Raw genomic sequence first — 16,766 nt, 5'->3', positions numbered from 1 at the left:
AGCGAGGGAGCGAAATGAGGCAGAAAAAGGAGAAGCAGAAACAGCCGAAAAAGAAAAAGACTCATATTCCATTTCGGTTAAATGTACTATTTTTTATCGTCTTTCTTTTATTTTCAGCTATTATAATTCAATTAGGTAAAGTACAAATCATTGATGGAGAAACGTATAGAAATGAAGTGAACAAAAAGGAAGATGTGACGGTGAGCACGCCTGTTCCTAGAGGGAAGATGTATGATCGGGAAGGTCAAGTGATTGTAAATAATAAACCGTTACGAACTGTTACATATACGAAAATGAAAGGAGTAGACTCGAAAGAGGTTTTACAAGTAGCAAGGGATTTAGCAAAGCTAATTGAAATGCCGCAAGAGGATATGGATAAGTTAACGGAGACTGATAAGAAAGATTTTTGGATGCAGTTAAATGAAAAGCGTGCTACGGAAAAAGTTACGAAAGAAGATGAAAGTAACTTTAGGAAGCAGGAAGTAGAAGGAAAAGAATTAGATAAAAAAGTAGAAGAATTACGCCGAGAAAGAATTACACAAGAAGAATTAAATGAACTTTCAAAAGATGATATAGAAGTGTTAGCAATTAAAAGTAAAATGAATGCAGGGTATAAAATGACGCCGCAAATTGTGAAAAAAGATGTGAGTCTAAATGAATATGCAGTCGTAAGTGAAAGATTGGCAAGCTTGCCAGGAGTAGATACGACGGTGGATTGGGAACGTGAATATCCAAATGATAAAATACTCCGTTCGGTCCTTGGTAGTGTTTCTAGTGAAAATGAAGGGTTACCAAGGGAGCAATTAGACTACTATTTAGTACGAGATTATAACCGAAATGATCGTATTGGTAAGAGTTATATTGAAAAACAATACGAGGATGCACTGCATGGTACGAAAGAACAGACGAAAAATATTACAGATAAAACCGGAAATATTGTTCGGACTGAGAAAGTGACACAAGGAAAAAGTGGGCATAATTTAATGTTAACAGTGGATATGGAGTTACAAAAGAAAGTGGAGGAGAGTCTTGATAAAAATTTAAGAGCATTTCATTCTTCAGAACCGATGATGGATCGCGCATTTGTTGTAATGATGAATCCGAAAAACGGTCAAATTTTATCAATGGCAGGAAAGAAAATTGTAAATAAAGACGGCGGGATGCAAATAGAAGATTTCGCTTTAGGGACGATGACAAGCTCGTATGAGTTAGGATCAACTGTGAAAGGGGCTACGTTATTAGCCGGATATCAAACGGAAGCGATTAAGCCGTATACACATTTCTTTGATGCACCAATGTACTTTAAAGGAAGTGCCAAGCCGAAGAAATCGTGGAAAGACTTTGGGGATATTGATGATTTAAGAGCGTTGCAAGTTTCATCAAACGTTTATATGTTTAATACAGCTTTAAAAATGGCAGGTATTAATTATGTACCAAATAATCCGTTAGATATTAAACAAGAAACATTTAATACAATGCGCTATTACTTTAGACAATTTGGCCTAGGCGTACCAACTGGTATTGACCTGCCGAATGAATCGATCGGTCAAGTAGGTAGAACGGATAACATACCTGGTTTTTTACTGGATTATGCGATTGGACAATATGATACATATACACCGCTTCAGCTCGCACAATATATTTCAACGATTGCGAATGGCGGTTACCGAATGAAACCACAAATTGTACAAGAAGTAAGAGAACAACCAAATAGACCAGAGGATGTTGGGAAAGTCATTCGGACGATAGAACCAACGGTATTAAATCGAGTAGATATGGACATTTCCTATATCAATCATGTGAAAGAAGGATTTAGAAGAGTATTCCAAGAAGCGGATGGAACGGGTACTGCAACGTTTAAAGGATTACCGTATAAACCAGCTGGCAAAACAGGAACAGCTGAGACAGTGTATGGCGGGGAAAGTGATATTGGAAGAGATGAAAACTATAACCGAAAAAAATGTTATAATTTAACTCTTGCCGGTTACGCACCATATGATGCCGATCCGGAAGTAGCTTTTTCAGTTGTTGTACCATGGGTGAATGATGATAAATCAGGAATTAATTCTGCGATTGGTAAAGAGATTTTAGATGCGTATTTCGAATTGAAAGCGAAAAGATCGGGTGTAAATCCACCCCCTGTAGAACAGCCGAACAAAGCCCAGTAAAAATAGTATCACTGCACAGACACATATTGTGCAGTGATATATTTTTTGAGTTGAAAAGCGTTTGAATAAGGTGGGAATGAATATGAAAGAGGAGATTAAGAGAGGTTGGGGGAAGTACATACTATTTATATTTGTCATGGTAATAGCCTACAATTCATTTACGTTATGCAAGGTAGAAGGAAAATCGATGCAGCCAACTCTGTATGAAGAAGACTACGTATTTGTAAATAAAGCAGCAGTACATTTTTCAAATTTACAGCACGGAGAAATTGTCATTATAAAAGAAGAGGATGAATCGAAATATTATGTGAAACGTGTCATAGGGCTTCCTGGTGATGTCATTAACATAACGAACGGAACGGTATATGTAAATGATAAAAAGCAAGAAGAACCATATACAAACAAAGAGTTATTCAACAATACGCAAGTGTTTTATAACTTTCAAAAGACAAAAATCCCGCCAAATAAATTATTTGTAATGGGAGATAATCGTGAACTTAGTAGGGATAGTCGAAATGGTTTAGGGTATATAGAAGAAGATAACATAATTGGCAAAGTAGAATTTGTGTATTATCCCTTTTCGAAAATGAAAATGATAGACTAGTTTAGTATCTTTATGTTCCTCAAAAAACAACCAATGAATAATTAGATGCTTTTATAATGGGAATGAAGTTAACGGTTAAGGAATAGAAAGGAACTGATCACATGTATAAGTACACAATTTGTTTCATTAGACAAGGGGATAACATACTCCTCTTAAATAGAAATAAAAAGCCGAATATGGGAATGTGGAATGGTGTTGGAGGGAAAATTGAAGATAATGAAACGCCATATGAAGGAATAATTAGAGAAACGCTTGAAGAAACAGGCATAGATCTTCCAAGTGTAACCTATAAAGGGAATGTGGTTTTTAAAAGTAAGGACGAGCCTCGGGGTAGTGAAGGAATGTATGTATTTCTTGCTGATCTGCCGGATGGAGTACATATGGACACGCCATTAAGTACGGCGGAAGGATTATTAGAATGGAAAGAAATCGATTGGATATTAAATTGTGATAATAGAGGTGTAGTTAGCAATTTACCAAAATACTTACCAATCATATTAACAGAAGATAAAAAATTAGAGCATATATTTACATATGATAACCGGAATATTATTAATCACACAACGATGCTTTTGACAGAAGATGATGCGAACAAGCGATATGTAAAAAAACTACCCTCATACTCTAGTTGATAAAATATTTTAAAGAGCAATCGGTATTTTCGTATCGATTGCTCTTATTCTATACGCGGGGTGATGATATGTTTCAGAAATTTAATTCATTGGCAATAATCGTCATATGTACGATGTTTCTTTTTGTAGCTTGTTCTAAAAATGATACAGAACTGAAAGATATTCAAAGAGCAGATTATCTTGTATCTTATTCAAATGCAATGAAAAACGGTGGTTACATGTATGCATACGATAAGAAAGGAAATGAGATTAGTAAAATAGAAGTAGATGGGCAAAGTATGATGAGTAATGCAAAAGATGAAAAGGGGTACTACTTTTCATCAAGTAGAAATAACATTCATTACGCAATTGATAAGACAGGTAAGGTGCAAGAGATAAATAGACCGAAACAATTACAAAATGTAAACGCAGGGGCATATTTCATCCATGCAGAGCAAGGATATGTATATTATGATGTGAATATTGGATTGGTAGACGAAAAGAAGGGATATACAAGTGAACTTGTATACTGGAAAGATAGTGACAAAAGGCAAGAAAGTGTAGAACTAAAGGGAACGATTCAAGGAGCGCATATTATTGAGAATCACATATACGCCTTTTCACAAACACTAGACAAAGTATATATTTCAGAAATAGATTTGGCTACAAATAAAAAAACAAATGAATTTGAAATTCCTAATGAAAACGTGTATTTTGCATCAACTGCTCAAAAAATAATTTTTCAAAAGTATAAAGATAAATTATTACTCGCATTAGGTGATAATGTAAATCAAAAGTTACCAGCAAAATTAATGATGATAAACCCGAAAACTAGAGTAGTAGAAAAAGAAACGATAGTAGATGACAAGCAATTTATACCTGTTCTAGTACATGTGAGTGATAATAATGTGTATATTTTAGATCAGGATGAAAAAATGAAAGAGTTAGATGAGGACTTGAACATTATACGTACATATTCATTGCAAAGCGATAAAAAAACAAAAATCGCTAGAGAGGATAAAGGAATATGTGATATACAAGTACAGGAGAATAAAATATACATCCTATACAAAGATATGAATTCGAAGAGTACAACAAAGCAACTTGTAGCTGAAATTGAAGGATATGATTTATTAACGGGAGCCAGCATTGAAAAGACTACTTTGCAATTAGATAAGAAGTGGGATGATATTACCTTTCTTGCATTAAAAGAGTAAATAAAATGATGTGAAGGGGATAACTCAAATTATGACATTCAAAAGTGAGGAAGAACTAAATGAAGCTATTGAAGAGGCTAAAGCAAGTCTAGCAATAGAGGGCATGACTCTTACAAAAGAAATGGAAAAAATTATTAGAGACAAGTTAGCAGGCAAGATAACGCATGAGCAATTTATTGTATTAGCAGATGCGATTGCGAGGCGTGAACGTACTTAACAATCTAGAAGCCACCACGAACTTTTGTTACATAAACAGGAAAAAAGAGATGGAAAATCCATCTCTTTTTCATTTTCATATACTCCATGATTAGCTGCGAATCCCCTTAATGATAAAACGATGTTGCCTCACATCAAAATATCCCATTTGCAAAATGATCTCATGTATACGATATAATTCCTCATAGTAACCCTCGACAGTAAAATCAGGAATTTGCCACGGAATTGCTTTTAAGTAATAGACGATAGCGCCAATATCATAAAAGCGTTGGAAAGGAAACTCTTCTTTTTCTTCTAAAATAGTAAATCCATTTTCCTTTAGTTCATTACATGCAGTTTCAAGAGAACAATTTGCAAATTCGCTATTTAGCGGTGAGATAAACTGCTTATTAAGTTCAGCACAATCAAGACCGCCAACTTGTTGTGTAAGAAATGTTCCATTTGGAGAAAGGATTCTTTTTACTTCAGTAGCAGCATACGATTCATGTTGATTTAAGATTAAATCAAACTGTCCATCTTGAAATGGTAATGCAGTATCATCGCTCACCTCTACAACTTTAACCCCTAAAGGCTCTAATTTCTTCTGAGCAATTGGCACGTTTGGAGCGTAGCCCTCAGTTGCATAAATAGTTGGCGGGAACGGTTGTAACATAGATAAAAACTCTCCGCCGCCAGTGCCCATGTCTAGCATAGAATCTGCACGCTGCAAAAGCTGGAAAGCAGTGCTACCGTACGACCACGATAATGGCTCGCTCTTCATTCGGCCCGTTTCTGAAATGAAAGAAAAATCCCAGCCGCTAAAATGTGTATTTGCACTTTCTAATAAAGTTAAAAATAATGGATCCCGTTTCATAATTTTGTCCTCCTATTTTTTAATGGATAATATGATGAGAAAAAAAGGGAGGACCTCTTATTAATGAGAAGCGGTTTTACGTTTCGTGCTTGAATCGATTCATATAAGTTTGCTCCTTGTGAGAATGGTTATTTATATATTCGGGATAATCGAGTGAAAATCCTTTGAAGCTATAAGAGAGGGCAATTGTTTAATGAAAAAATGGATTGAGTGTATCGTGTAATTTTTCATTCATATGCTACAAAAAATAATTATATTTGCTCCATAAAATGGTAAAATTACATTGGAGGTAAAAATATGAGAAAATTCAGTTTGTTATCGGTAACCTTGATGATTTTGGGACTATTATTGTTTGGATTAAATTGGATAATAGATGGCTATTCTGAGCCTATTGTCCTTTTGGGGTATATCTCTTTTTTATTCGGCATTGTTCTAAGTTTTATCGCGATTGTTAAACGTGAAGATGGAACCTTAAAATTCATATCACTTATTTCTTTCTTCGTTGTGATGTTTTTAATTACTTGGTTTGAGTCGTTTCAGATACTACGAATTATTACGTGGTTAAAAAATATCTATTAAAGTGGGGAACCTTAAATTTAGAGGTTCCTTTTAATTCTTTGAAAACATTCTATAATTTAGTATTGTTTATATATGGAATGTTTTGTTTGTACGAAAGAGGGATAAGGGGTTATATGAAAAGAATGAAAAATGTAATGTTGCTAGTGTTGTGTTTCTTATGTTTAAGTGGTTGTAATTATGAAGATGAAGATCAGGTGAAAAAATATGTGAAAAAAAAACACGGAATCGATGTGGTTGTAACAGATTGGGGCGCTATACATGAAGGGAATATGGGGCATACATATCATACAGTTCAAGCGAAAAATAACAAAAATATTCAATTTAGAGTAGAGGTAAATGGCATCATCTATTCAAGAATAACAGGCGATGAATACGAATACGGGAAAAAAACATATGAGGAATATAAGAAATTCAAACCAATGCTAGAAGAAATTAAAAAATTAGGTTACGTGGAATCTGAAAATGAAAATGCTCTCCAATATATATTGGATGATGATAATATAGGGAGAAAACCAACTGATAAGTTATTATTAACTTTAAAAACGAGTGACAAGATAGATTACAGTCAATTTGAATCAGCAGAATTAGATCGTTTATATGCTCTATTCCAATTCATTCAGAAGAGTAATAGAAAAATAACAGAACTTGAAATTGAGGATCATAATGGTGAATCTATAGGCTTCCCTTTTAATAATGTGCAAAAAGCTATAACGAAAGAAGAACTGCTTCTAGCAATGAAAAATACTGTAAGCAGTTATTGGACATACTTGATTCAAACTGAAACAAAAGTAGATGAAAGGTTAAATGAAATCCAAAATGATCGTTTCGTAATTAAAGATATTACTTGTCCACACCCAAAAGACGGCAATTGTCCAGAGTATAAAGTGACTTTAGTTTTCAATGACAGTGAGATTAAATATAAAGATGATTCCTATGTAATAGAGGATTTGAGAAAGGTAGTCACTATTCTTAAAGAAGAACTACATAATAAGGAATTTGACATATTTTTGACGAACAAGGATAGAACAAGTTATTCACTCTGGCTATCATCAGAAGCAATTAAGAAAAGTAATACCGTAGAAGAGTTAGTAAAATAATGGTGTAAAGAAGAAGTTTAAAGTACTTTTTACGTTTGTTATTTCTTTATTCAAAGGCGCTGTTAAATTTTAATGTTGATAATCTGTAAAAAATTTAGGAAACCCAACATATACTTAGGGGTTTCCTATTTTATCCCGCTTTAATGGGCAGTAAGACCCCCACCTCAAAATTCAGCGAAAGCAAAGAATTTAGGTGGGGGTCGGGCTGCCCATAAAAGTCCGATTGGTGAAGGCTAATAATCAGTCGGGGATGAAGAAAACCCCCACTGATTAAAGTTTCACTTTATTGCACAGTTTTAGTATAGTTCGTCCCTCATAATTGTGTAAGTGGAGAGTTGCTAAAATAGTATTATTTTCTCATTACTCTCCCGATAACTTTTTGTGTTTTTTCATCAACAAGTTTGATAATGTCGCCCAACAAAGCACTTTTTTTAGAACTTAACGTAACCATTGACACTTCTTTACCATCGAAGGAAGGGTCAATTAAACTAAATCTCTTTGTGTCTGCTGTTACTTTACTTACTTTTGCGTCTTTCCAATCACCGACAATTTCTTTTCGTTCCGAGTCAGTAAGCGAATTCCAAGCAATTTCCCGCACGTCTTTTGTTGTTTGTACTGCTTTTGTTCCTGTTTGCTTATCTGAGCTTTGGCAACCACTTAAAACGAAAGAGTGTAGGACTATTGCTGATAGAAGTAGAATTCTCATTATTTTCAAAGTAATTCTCCTTTCTGTGTATAGATTTAATAATTAGATTATCTTATCTTATATTATTTTCTTTAATCAATTATTATCGAACTATTCAGATTACAAAGTTTTAATCGGAACTACACATTAAATTTTGACAATCGCAAACTGTCAAATGTGTAAGTCATTTCAAATATAAATGATGTTAATAGAAATTCTTTAATATGTTGCTTAGTGCTTTCATTACTGTGACTAACAGAGCCTATTCAAAAAGCAAAAACGCTTATACTTCATTTTTGAAGCATAAGCGTTTTTGTGTAAAATACTCAAAAAGAAAAATCCTTTGGTAAAGTACCATTTTTAATTACCGTTCTTAACCCATGTTTTATAATCCAAGGGTTAACTGGATGCTGGTTATCGCGTAATTGCTGTAACCATTGAAAAACGAGCTCTTTATTTTCTTTCGTAATATCATTAATATGATTGGCTACAGATTTTTGAACATATTTAGAAGGGTCATTCATTAATGGTTCAAGAAGTTTTAAATTGTTCTTAAAATCACCTTTCAGAGCTCCCATTTTTTTAGCCCAAGGAAGTCTTGGTCTAGTACCTTCAGAAAGTAATCTTCTAATGTGGCTGTTGTCGTCATGAATCCACTTTTGTAATATGTTTAGTGTGTCTTCATGGTATGTTTCAAGAAAAGGCCGGATGGCATATTCAGCAGTATTCCGTTTTGTTATTTCATACATGGCGTCGAATGAGGATTGAAAATCGTTAAGCCCATATTTTTCAACGTATTTTGCAATAGGCATGTACATATATCCGTTTGTAAATGTGCCTACTTCTGTTGTATTTTCTGGTCCCAATGTTTTCAGTAATATATGTATTGCTTCACTAAAATCTTTTTGTAATGCATTGTGTAATTCATCTGCGATTACTTCAATACGTTGCTTTAATTCTAAATTTTCAACTTTACATGTTACGGAAGCTACAAAGGTTTTTTTAGAGAAATTAGGATCATGTTTACAAATAGAATCAGCCATTTTTTCTGCTAATTCTTCATTAAATAAAAATTTTAACGGAACATATTTACCCATATTTTCACCTCAGTGGTCAGTTGAAAACAAATTTTATTTTTTAATCGACAACCCATAAACCAAAGTTTCACTAGGCGTTGTAATACTAAAACCTGTCGTCTTATAATCCAGTTTCACTGTATCACCAGTATAGTCTTTCGTGAATGAATCCATTTGTACGATGAAATCAGCATCTTCATATACAATATCATCGGCATGATAAGTATCCCAAATTAAATCCACATCAACGAAAATGCTACAAGAGTTTGTCATTGTCCCTCTAATGCGAATGATCTTTTTATCTTCACGTTCTAATCTATGTATAGCTGCTTTTGCTTCATCAGTAATACGAATGTTCATAGTATCCCAACCTTTATGTATATTTCCTTTATTATTGCAAAAACAGGAGCAATAGGGAAGGGAGAAGCATTGCAATAAAAAACGAGCAAACAAATTTGTTTGCTCGTTGCACTTTTATTTTAGTTCACATTTATCAAGTGGAATCACTTTTGTTTTCTTCGTAAATTTATATCCTAACCATAGTACTAAGAAAAGTGGTAAACCGATGTAAGAAACGAATACACCGTTCCAATCGATAGATTCTCCCATAAATGCGCCATAGTTTTGTCCTAAAATGACGATGACACAAAGTGCAAATGCGAAGATTGGACCGAACGGGAACCATTTTGCTCTATATGGTAAGTCTTTTAAATCTTTTCCTTGTGCGATATATGCTTTACGGAAACGATAATGACTAATTGCAATCCCAACCCATGCGATAAAGCCAGACATTCCAGATGCGTTTAATAACCAAATGTATACAACGCCGTCACCGAATAAAGAAGCGATGAAAGCGACACTACCAACAATTGATGTTACGATTAATGCGTTAACAGGTACGCCGCGGCTATCCAATTTCCCTAAGAACTTCGGTGCTTTGCCTTGGCGAGCTAAATCCCAAAGCATACGAGTTGATGCATACATACCAGAGTTACCAGCAGATAGTACGGCAGTTAAAATAACAGCGTTCATAACAGAAGCAGCAAAGGCAACGCCCGCTTTTTCAAAAATAAGTGTAAATGGACTTACTGTAACATCACTTGCAGCAAGGCTTTCAGTTGTGTAAGGAATTAATAAACCGATAACGAGAATCGCAAGGATATAGAATAAAAGAATACGCCAAAAGATCGAACGAATTGCTTTCGGAATATTGCGTTCTGGATCAGACGTTTCACCAGCAGCTACCCCAAGTAATTCAGTACCTTGGAAGGAGAAACCAGCTGCCATAAATACACCGATAATTGCCATAATGCCGCCGTTAAATGGTGCATCTGCAACAGTGAAGTTTTTAAAGCCAACAGATTCGCCGCCCATAATGCCGAAAATCATCATAAAACCGACAATTAAAAAGATAATAATCGTAACTACTTTAATAAGTGCGAACCAATATTCAGATTCACCAAACCCTTTAACAGATAAGTAGTTTAAAAGGAAAATAATAGCTAAACAAAGGCCACTCCAAACGAGTGAAGGTGTATCTGGAAACCAAAATTTCATAATTAACGATACAGCTGCGAGTTCAGCCGCTATCGTAATTGCCCAGTTATACCAATAGTTCCATCCTAGTGCGAAACCAAGTGATGGATCAACAAATTTTGTTGCATACGTGCTGAAAGATCCAGTTACAGGCATGTATGCTGCGAGTTCTGCTAAGCTTGTCATTAAGAAATAAACCATAATACCAATTGCGGCGTATGCAACTAATGCACCACCAGGTCCAGCTGTATGGATAACACCACCGCTGGCAAGAAATAGTCCGGTACCAATTGTACCACCGAGAGAAATCATCGTAAGGTGTCTTGATTTTAAACTACGTTTTAATTCACCTTTTCCTTGTGTAGTTTGCGTTTTAGAGGTAGTTTGATTCGTTGCGCTATTCATGTTCAACACTCCTTTTCTTGTAAGATAGGAAGGAGCGGGGGGAGAAAAGTACAAAAAACCGCCAAAGGAATTTGGCGGAACGTTTCACAAATAACCACCCCATCATACCCTTCCGTTAAGATAGCACCCCACGTTTACACGGTAATTTTGTAAACGTGACAGTTCTGTTCCTTTCGGAGACAGCCCCAGCCCATATTTCCAGAGAAGAAATATAAACTTCGGCAACTTTTCCTTTCAAACGGAGTCGGTGACATTCTCTGTGTCTCGTCCATTTTACTTTTAAAAGTCGCAACCTCTACCTCATCGGACTGATGAGGATTTATATATTGCTAAGATTTTTAATATATCGCAATTGTAATCACTTTCTGAATATATTGCAAGGAATTTTGTTAGGAAAAGTCAAAAAATATCGGTTATTGTTTAGGAAACGCTTGCAAAACTCCACCCGAACCTACTGTTATGTAACAAAAAAATAAAGAAAGAAATTGTTATACAAATGTTTCGCAAAAAATGATGAAAAACCCTTTAAAATTAAAAGAAAATTCGGAAAATATAATTCGACATTCATAATGTGGTCATATTTTTTGTTATAATGAGATAAACGTTTAAAGGAAAAGGGGAAATCATTGTGAAATTAGAAACGGAAAGGCTCTATATAGTACCATGTACAGAAGAGATGTTTCGTGTTGCTGAAAAACAAGGGTATAACAGTGGTCCACATATTATAGGCCATGTAGAACATGTAAAAGAAGATGCGGCTTTATTACCTTGGGGCGCATGGTATGTCATTCGAAAAGAAGATGACATCGTACTAGGGGATATAGGGTTTAAAGGGAAACCAAGCGAGAATGGTACAGTAGAAATTGGTTACGGTTTTATTGAGAAATATTGGAATAAAGGATATGCTACAGAGTCTGTAGCTGAATTAATAAAGTGGGCTTTTCAGACAGGAGAAGTAGAAACGGTTATTGCAGAGACACTTCTAGATAATTATGGTTCAATCCGTGTATTAGAAAAATTACATATGAAGAGAGTAGATGCTACAGAAACGATGATCAATTGGAAAATAGAAAAATACCGCTCGAAATAAATCGGGCGGTATTTTTGTAATTAAGGTAGTATTTGTTTTTGATCTGTCGGGTATCCAATTGTCGAATGTTTCGAATGATTACGGACAGCAATAAAAATAGATATAATAACGACAAGACCAACTGCAACGTAAGAAAGTGAAATAATAGTTGGATCCACTTTAAATGTAGTAAGTAATGTACGTATATTCGTAAAAATAATAAGACCACCAACTAATACGCCAAGTAAATGAGATGGAACGATGCGTACTAACCATGCTGCAATTGGAGCTGCAACAATACCGCCAAGCATTAAGGAGAATACCCAAACCCAGCTTACTTGTTCCCAGCCAAGTGAGATGAAGAAGCCGATTGTTGCAGCGAGCGAAACAGGAAATTCACTCGTATCTACAGAGCCAATCACTTTTCTAGCTTCATTTCCTCTTGCAAGTAGCACAGGTGTCGTAATTGGACCCCAGCCACCACCGCCAGTTGAATCGACGAATCCAGCGAATAAACCGAGCGGTACAAGTTGTTTGGCAGACATACGTTTTTTTGAAGCGACAATTTGTTTTTGAATAAGAAATCGTAATAAAATATAAACCCCTAAAGTGAATAAAAATATTGAAATGTACGGTTTAATCACATTGCCAGGTAAATTACTTAAAAAACATGCCCCAATAAATGCACCAATTGCTCCTGGTAACGTAAGCCTGGAAACGGTATATTTATCCACGTTTCCAAATTTAATGTGAGATGCACCAGAAGCGGCAGTTGTAACGACTTCAGCTAAGTGAACAGAAGCGGAAGCTACAGCCGGTGCGATACCAAACATTAATAATAGAGAAGTAGAGGTTACCCCATACGCCATTCCGAGTGCTCCATCAATCAATTGAGCGAAAAATCCAATAATAGCAAATACAATTAATTTCTGCATAAATATTCCCCCTGTAATAAATAAATGAAAAAGGCACTTTTCCCATATGAGAAAAGTGCCTTTGGTTTTTCCAATCAGCAATAATTAGATTTGTTTTATTATAATACACATTAATCGTATAAATCAACTAGGTTTTAAGGTTTTTTGAATTGAATGAAAGAAAAATAAAATATACAATAAAAGGATGGAGAGAAAGGGGAGAAAGACAATGTTAGCATTTGATCATCTCGTTCATGCAGTGCATGGCACACCGGAGGAAGCAGCAAAACAAATGCAGGAGCGTGGATTTCATACTGCATTAGGTGGACAACATACGACTTGGGGTACTTGGAATAGTTTATGTTATTTTGACTTATCATATATAGAGTTTTTAGCAGTCCAGCATGAAGAAAAAGCGAAAGAAGCAGAAAATCCATTAGTGCAGGAAACGGTCGTGAAATTACAAGCTGGAGAAGGAATGCTACAAATCGCAATTCGAACAGGTGCAATTGAAGAATTAGCAGTTAAGTTCAGAAAGCATGGCATACAAACGATTGGACCATTTGAAGGGAAACGTATGAGAAAAGATGGCCGTCTTTTAGAATGGAAAATGTTATTTGTAAAGCAAGAAGAGAACGGACCGAAATTACCCTTCTTTATACAGTGGAATGAAACGGACGAAGAAAGAAGAATCGATTTACATAAAACAGGGACGATTGCTGAACATAAAAACAAAGTACAACAAATTGAAACGATTCATTATGCAGTGAAAAACGTTCGAGAAACGGTGCGGAAATGGAGAGAAGTAATGAGGCTAACGGCAAGCCAGATCGTGAAAAATGAAGAATGGAATGCAGAGTGTCAAAGCGTATCATTTGGTGACATTTATGTACAGTTTTGTGAACCAATTGGGGAAGGATTAGTACTAGAATGCTTGAAGAATCAAGGCGAATGTCCTTTTGCAGTGGAGTTTAAAGGGGAAAATAAACGAGAACATGAAGTGTTAGGTAGTTTGTACATATATTGAAAGAGAGAGTAAACCGAATTTTAGAAGATTATAATCATTTTTCATCTTATATTCCAAAATGGTATCAATCACAACATGTAGATATAATAAACAATAAATAACGGAGGGATTCATATGGATAAAATAGCAGTAATTTCAGATATACATGGTAATATTCCAGCTTTAGAATCTGTACTGAAAGATATTAAATTAAGAGGTATAGAGCGTATTATTTGTCTTGGAGATTTAGTCGGAAAAGGCCCTCATTCAAGCGAAGTAATTGAAATTATTCGTAAAGAATGTGAAGTAGTCGTAATGGGAAACTGGGATGATTTTATAACAAAATCGACTGAATTTGAAGCGTTAAAATGGCATCAAAAACAACTATCAGAAGAACAAAATGAGTATTTAAGAAGTTTACCATTTTCAATCGAGTTTTATATGAGCGGAAAACTCATTCGTATGTTCCACGCTTCACCGAGAAGTTTATACGAAAGAATTCAACCACATGCTACAAGAGAAGAGCGTATTAGTATGTTCGAAAATAGTGATTTGACGGAAAATATAGAAGGGGAAAGAAAACCAGATGTCGTTTGTTACGGTGACGTTCACCAAGCATTTGTTCAAAATTTCAGAGGGAAAACGTTATGTAATGCTGGTAGTGTAGGAAATCCTCTTGAAATTACACAAGCATCCTATTTAATCTTTGAAGGGACTTACAATGAAAAAGAAGCAACGAGTTTTTCCATCCAACTCGTACGAGTACCGTATGATATTGAATTGGCTATCAGACTAGCAGAAGAACTCGATATGCCGGAAATTGAAGAATATAAACAGGAGTTACGGACTGCTTTGTATCGAGGGTTTAAGGGGAAGTAAGCGAATAATAATATATCAACGATTTTTCAAATATATCTTTCGTAACTTAAAATATATCAACGATTTTTTCGGTATATCGACGATTCGACATAGGATATCGACTTACCGACAAATAGTGACATAAATTCTTACTCATAATTATATTATGTAAACTTATTGTAGGAGGAAATATCATGAACCGTAAAAACCACATAAAAAAAATTGTAGATCATATTTTAAAATTAAACTTAACCCATCCAATAAGAGTGGGAATAAGTGGTATTACAGCTTCAGGAAAGACAACATTTGCAAACGAACTAGCGGAAGAAGTAAAAAAGCAAGGAGTACCAGTAACACGCGCAAGTATTGACGATTTTCATAACCCGAGAGTGATTCGCTATACGCAAGGTAAAGAATCTGCTAGAGGATATTATGAAGATGCGCACGATTATACAGCTTTTAAAGAAAGGTTATTAATGCCTTTAGGACCTAATGGGAATTTACAGTATGAAACGATTTCTCATAACTTAATAACGGATATCCTTGTTCATAATGAACCGCTAGTAGCCCAGAAAAATATGGTATTAATAGTAGATGGAACATTTCTATTGAAAAAAGACATTGAGCATTTATTTGATTACAAAATTTTTGTAGATACAGATTTTGAGATTGCGAGGAAACGTGGTTCGAAGCGGGAGACTGAAGCTTTTGGAAGCTTTGAAAAAGCAGAGAAGATGTTTTTAAACAGGTATCATGCGGCTTGTAAAATGTATATAGATGAGCATAATCCGATAGGGTGTGCGGATGTTGTATTTCAGAATAGTGATTTAGGAAATCCAGGAGTTATATTTCATGAAAGAACGTAATACATAATCAGAAATATATGTATAGCCTTATATTTGTTGTTATAATTCTTGTATAATGAAATTAATTTTATGAAGTGAAGAACAGGGGATAAGGCAATTACAAAACGTAAAAAGGGGACGGGGATATAATGAATGAAGTACTAGAATTAAAAGAAGAACTACAACAAATCAAAAATAACAATTATGCTGTACCAGAAGACGTAGATGCATATCCATATGCACAGTGGATGCTAGATTATATCGGATCACCTGATGCTGAATTACGAGATGATTTGATATATAGTACGCTTCATCAGTGGATTACAAATGATGTGTTTAGACAAAAAGAATTACGAGGATTAATGTTACAAGCAATTAGCCCGGATTATTTATTTTATAAAATTGGAGAAAAGGGAACAGACTCTGTTTTCAAACGTGCATTCTCTGTTTTAATCCCGCCACTTATTTTATCTGTGCATGAAAGAGAACCGTTGTTATCTGAAGAACAACTGTACAGTGTGGCAGAACAAGTGCTAGAATATGTCTATTTAGAAGAAGATGTAAGAGGTTACGTAGAAGGAAAAGGCTGGGCACATTCTACAGCACATGCTGCTGATGCGCTAGATGCTTTAGCTCGTACAATACAAAATCGTGAATTTTCATATGCAATACTAGCTGCTGTTCGTCAAAAGGTTCGTTTAAATGACTACGTATACATACACTTTGAGGATGAGAGATTAGTAACGCCAATTATGTCGTTACGTAACCAAAACCTTTTAACTGAAGAAGAGTGGAGCAACTGGTTACATAGTATAGCTATTGTTGAAGACATCCCGCACCCCCAGTATGATATTTTAGTACAAAATATTAGAGCTTTCTTAAGAAGTTTATATTTTAGAGTTTTAGAGACAGAGGGCAGTACAGCCTTTACAGATGATATATTGGAGACTTTGAAGGATTTGCGTAGGTATTAAAAAAGTCTTCGGATTAGAATATATGATTCAATACTTATAATAAATGAAAATAC

General features: G+C 34.9%; 18 protein-coding genes, 2 pseudogenes and 1 riboswitch. Of the genes and pseudogenes, 13 read left to right on the top strand and 7 right to left on the bottom strand.

The features are described from left to right. Positions 1 to 14 precede the first annotated feature (14 nt). The 5 genes from COE49_RS15000 to COE49_RS14980 all read left to right on the top strand — a co-directional run bounded on the left by COE49_RS15000 (position 15) and on the right by COE49_RS14980 (position 4,817). The gene (locus COE49_RS15000) at positions 15 to 2,168 is read left to right on the top strand and encodes a peptidoglycan D,D-transpeptidase FtsI family protein (protein WP_088229934.1); all 2,154 of its coding nucleotides are present in this window, start codon (positions 15 to 17) and stop codon (positions 2,166 to 2,168) included. An 82-nt stretch (positions 2,169 to 2,250) separates the two neighbouring features. After that, a complete protein-coding gene (lepB, locus tag COE49_RS14995; RefSeq protein ID WP_088229547.1) occupies positions 2,251 to 2,772 on the top strand; it encodes a signal peptidase I in 522 nt (173 codons plus the stop codon). Positions 2,773 to 2,873: 101 nt separating this feature from the next. Further along, complete coding sequence (locus tag COE49_RS14990; protein WP_088229546.1) at positions 2,874 to 3,404, top strand: NUDIX hydrolase; 531 nt, start codon at positions 2,874 to 2,876, stop codon at positions 3,402 to 3,404. 68 nt (positions 3,405 to 3,472) lie between these two features. Next, positions 3,473 to 4,600 carry a hypothetical protein gene (locus tag COE49_RS14985; RefSeq protein WP_088229545.1) on the top strand — a complete coding sequence of 376 codons (1,128 nt, stop codon included), beginning with the start codon at positions 3,473 to 3,475 and terminating at the stop codon, positions 4,598 to 4,600. A gap of 31 nt (positions 4,601 to 4,631) precedes the next feature. Then, on the top strand, positions 4,632 to 4,817 hold the full coding sequence (locus COE49_RS14980) for an antitoxin VbhA family protein (RefSeq protein ID WP_088229544.1): 186 nt from the start codon (positions 4,632 to 4,634) through the stop codon (positions 4,815 to 4,817). A gap of 90 nt (positions 4,818 to 4,907) precedes the next feature. On the opposite strand, the gene COE49_RS14975 is transcribed toward COE49_RS14980, so the two are convergent. Continuing rightward, positions 4,908 to 5,669 carry a class I SAM-dependent methyltransferase gene (locus COE49_RS14975; RefSeq protein WP_098252482.1) on the bottom strand — a complete coding sequence of 254 codons (762 nt, stop codon included), beginning with the start codon at positions 5,667 to 5,669 and terminating at the stop codon, positions 4,908 to 4,910. 297 nt (positions 5,670 to 5,966) lie between these two features. Here COE49_RS14975 and COE49_RS14970 point away from each other — a divergent pair, with 297 nt between their 5' ends. Together COE49_RS14970 and COE49_RS14965 are read left to right on the top strand one after the other, a co-directional pair. Further along, a complete protein-coding gene (locus tag COE49_RS14970; protein ID WP_088229542.1) occupies positions 5,967 to 6,248 on the top strand; it encodes a hypothetical protein in 282 nt (93 codons plus the stop codon). A 113-nt stretch (positions 6,249 to 6,361) separates the two neighbouring features. Beyond that, positions 6,362 to 7,345, top strand: a complete 984-nt coding sequence (locus COE49_RS14965; RefSeq protein ID WP_088229541.1) for a hypothetical protein — start codon at positions 6,362 to 6,364, stop codon at positions 7,343 to 7,345. A gap of 349 nt (positions 7,346 to 7,694) precedes the next feature. Here COE49_RS14965 and COE49_RS14960 read toward each other — a convergent pair whose 3' ends face one another. From COE49_RS14960 to COE49_RS14940, 5 genes and pseudogenes are all read right to left on the bottom strand, one after another. Then, complete coding sequence (locus tag COE49_RS14960) at positions 7,695 to 8,051, bottom strand: hypothetical protein (protein ID WP_098252548.1); 357 nt, start codon at positions 8,049 to 8,051, stop codon at positions 7,695 to 7,697. A gap of 119 nt (positions 8,052 to 8,170) precedes the next feature. Next, positions 8,171 to 8,284 (bottom strand): annotated as a pseudogene (locus COE49_RS14955) (IS1595 family transposase); the annotation flags it as partial. Between the two features lie 72 nt (positions 8,285 to 8,356). Further along, positions 8,357 to 9,127, bottom strand: a complete 771-nt coding sequence (locus COE49_RS14950) for a DNA alkylation repair protein (RefSeq protein ID WP_098252481.1) — start codon at positions 9,125 to 9,127, stop codon at positions 8,357 to 8,359. 33 nt (positions 9,128 to 9,160) lie between these two features. Further along, positions 9,161 to 9,466: an iron-sulfur cluster biosynthesis family protein gene (locus tag COE49_RS14945; protein ID WP_140417274.1), complete on the bottom strand. Its 306-nt coding sequence runs from the start codon at positions 9,464 to 9,466 to the stop codon at positions 9,161 to 9,163. A gap of 114 nt (positions 9,467 to 9,580) precedes the next feature. Continuing rightward, entirely contained in the window at positions 9,581 to 11,047 is a 1,467-nt protein-coding gene (locus COE49_RS14940) for an amino acid permease (RefSeq protein ID WP_088229538.1), read from the bottom strand. 113 nt (positions 11,048 to 11,160) lie between these two features. Beyond that, positions 11,161 to 11,353: riboswitch (Lysine riboswitch) on the bottom strand. A gap of 322 nt (positions 11,354 to 11,675) precedes the next feature. Between COE49_RS14940 and COE49_RS14935 the strand changes: the two genes are divergently transcribed. Then, positions 11,676 to 12,137: a GNAT family N-acetyltransferase gene (locus tag COE49_RS14935; protein WP_098252479.1), complete on the top strand. Its 462-nt coding sequence runs from the start codon at positions 11,676 to 11,678 to the stop codon at positions 12,135 to 12,137. A 20-nt stretch (positions 12,138 to 12,157) separates the two neighbouring features. Here COE49_RS14935 and COE49_RS14930 read toward each other — a convergent pair whose 3' ends face one another. Then, on the bottom strand, positions 12,158 to 13,051 hold the full coding sequence (locus tag COE49_RS14930; protein ID WP_088229536.1) for a sulfite exporter TauE/SafE family protein: 894 nt from the start codon (positions 13,049 to 13,051) through the stop codon (positions 12,158 to 12,160). 208 nt (positions 13,052 to 13,259) lie between these two features. Between COE49_RS14930 and COE49_RS14925 the strand changes: the two genes are divergently transcribed. The 5 genes and pseudogenes from COE49_RS14925 to COE49_RS14900 all read left to right on the top strand — a co-directional run bounded on the left by COE49_RS14925 (position 13,260) and on the right by COE49_RS14900 (position 16,713). Next, positions 13,260 to 14,057, top strand: coding sequence for a VOC family protein (locus COE49_RS14925; RefSeq protein ID WP_098357090.1), 798 nt, complete (start codon positions 13,260 to 13,262; stop codon positions 14,055 to 14,057). Further along, a pseudogene (locus tag COE49_RS14920) lies at positions 14,045 to 14,158 on the top strand (aminoglycoside phosphotransferase family protein); the annotation flags it as partial. The gene COE49_RS14925 and the pseudogene COE49_RS14920, both read left to right, overlap by 13 nt. Before the next feature lie 13 nt (positions 14,159 to 14,171). Then, positions 14,172 to 14,915 (top strand): metallophosphoesterase family protein, encoded by a 744-nt coding sequence (locus COE49_RS14915; protein ID WP_098357089.1) that lies wholly within the window; start codon positions 14,172 to 14,174, stop codon positions 14,913 to 14,915. Positions 14,916 to 15,088: 173 nt separating this feature from the next. Continuing rightward, positions 15,089 to 15,760 (top strand): nucleoside/nucleotide kinase family protein, encoded by a 672-nt coding sequence (locus COE49_RS14905; protein WP_098357088.1) that lies wholly within the window; start codon positions 15,089 to 15,091, stop codon positions 15,758 to 15,760. Between the two features lie 128 nt (positions 15,761 to 15,888). Beyond that, entirely contained in the window at positions 15,889 to 16,713 is an 825-nt protein-coding gene (locus COE49_RS14900) for a DUF2785 domain-containing protein (RefSeq protein WP_088229532.1), read from the top strand. Positions 16,714 to 16,766 lie beyond the last annotated feature (53 nt).

Source organism: Bacillus sp. AFS029637 (genome assembly GCF_002584985.1).
In the GTDB taxonomy this organism is placed as follows: domain Bacteria; phylum Bacillota; class Bacilli; order Bacillales; family Bacillaceae_G; genus Bacillus_A.
This window is presented reverse-complemented; position numbering and strand designations above follow the sequence as displayed.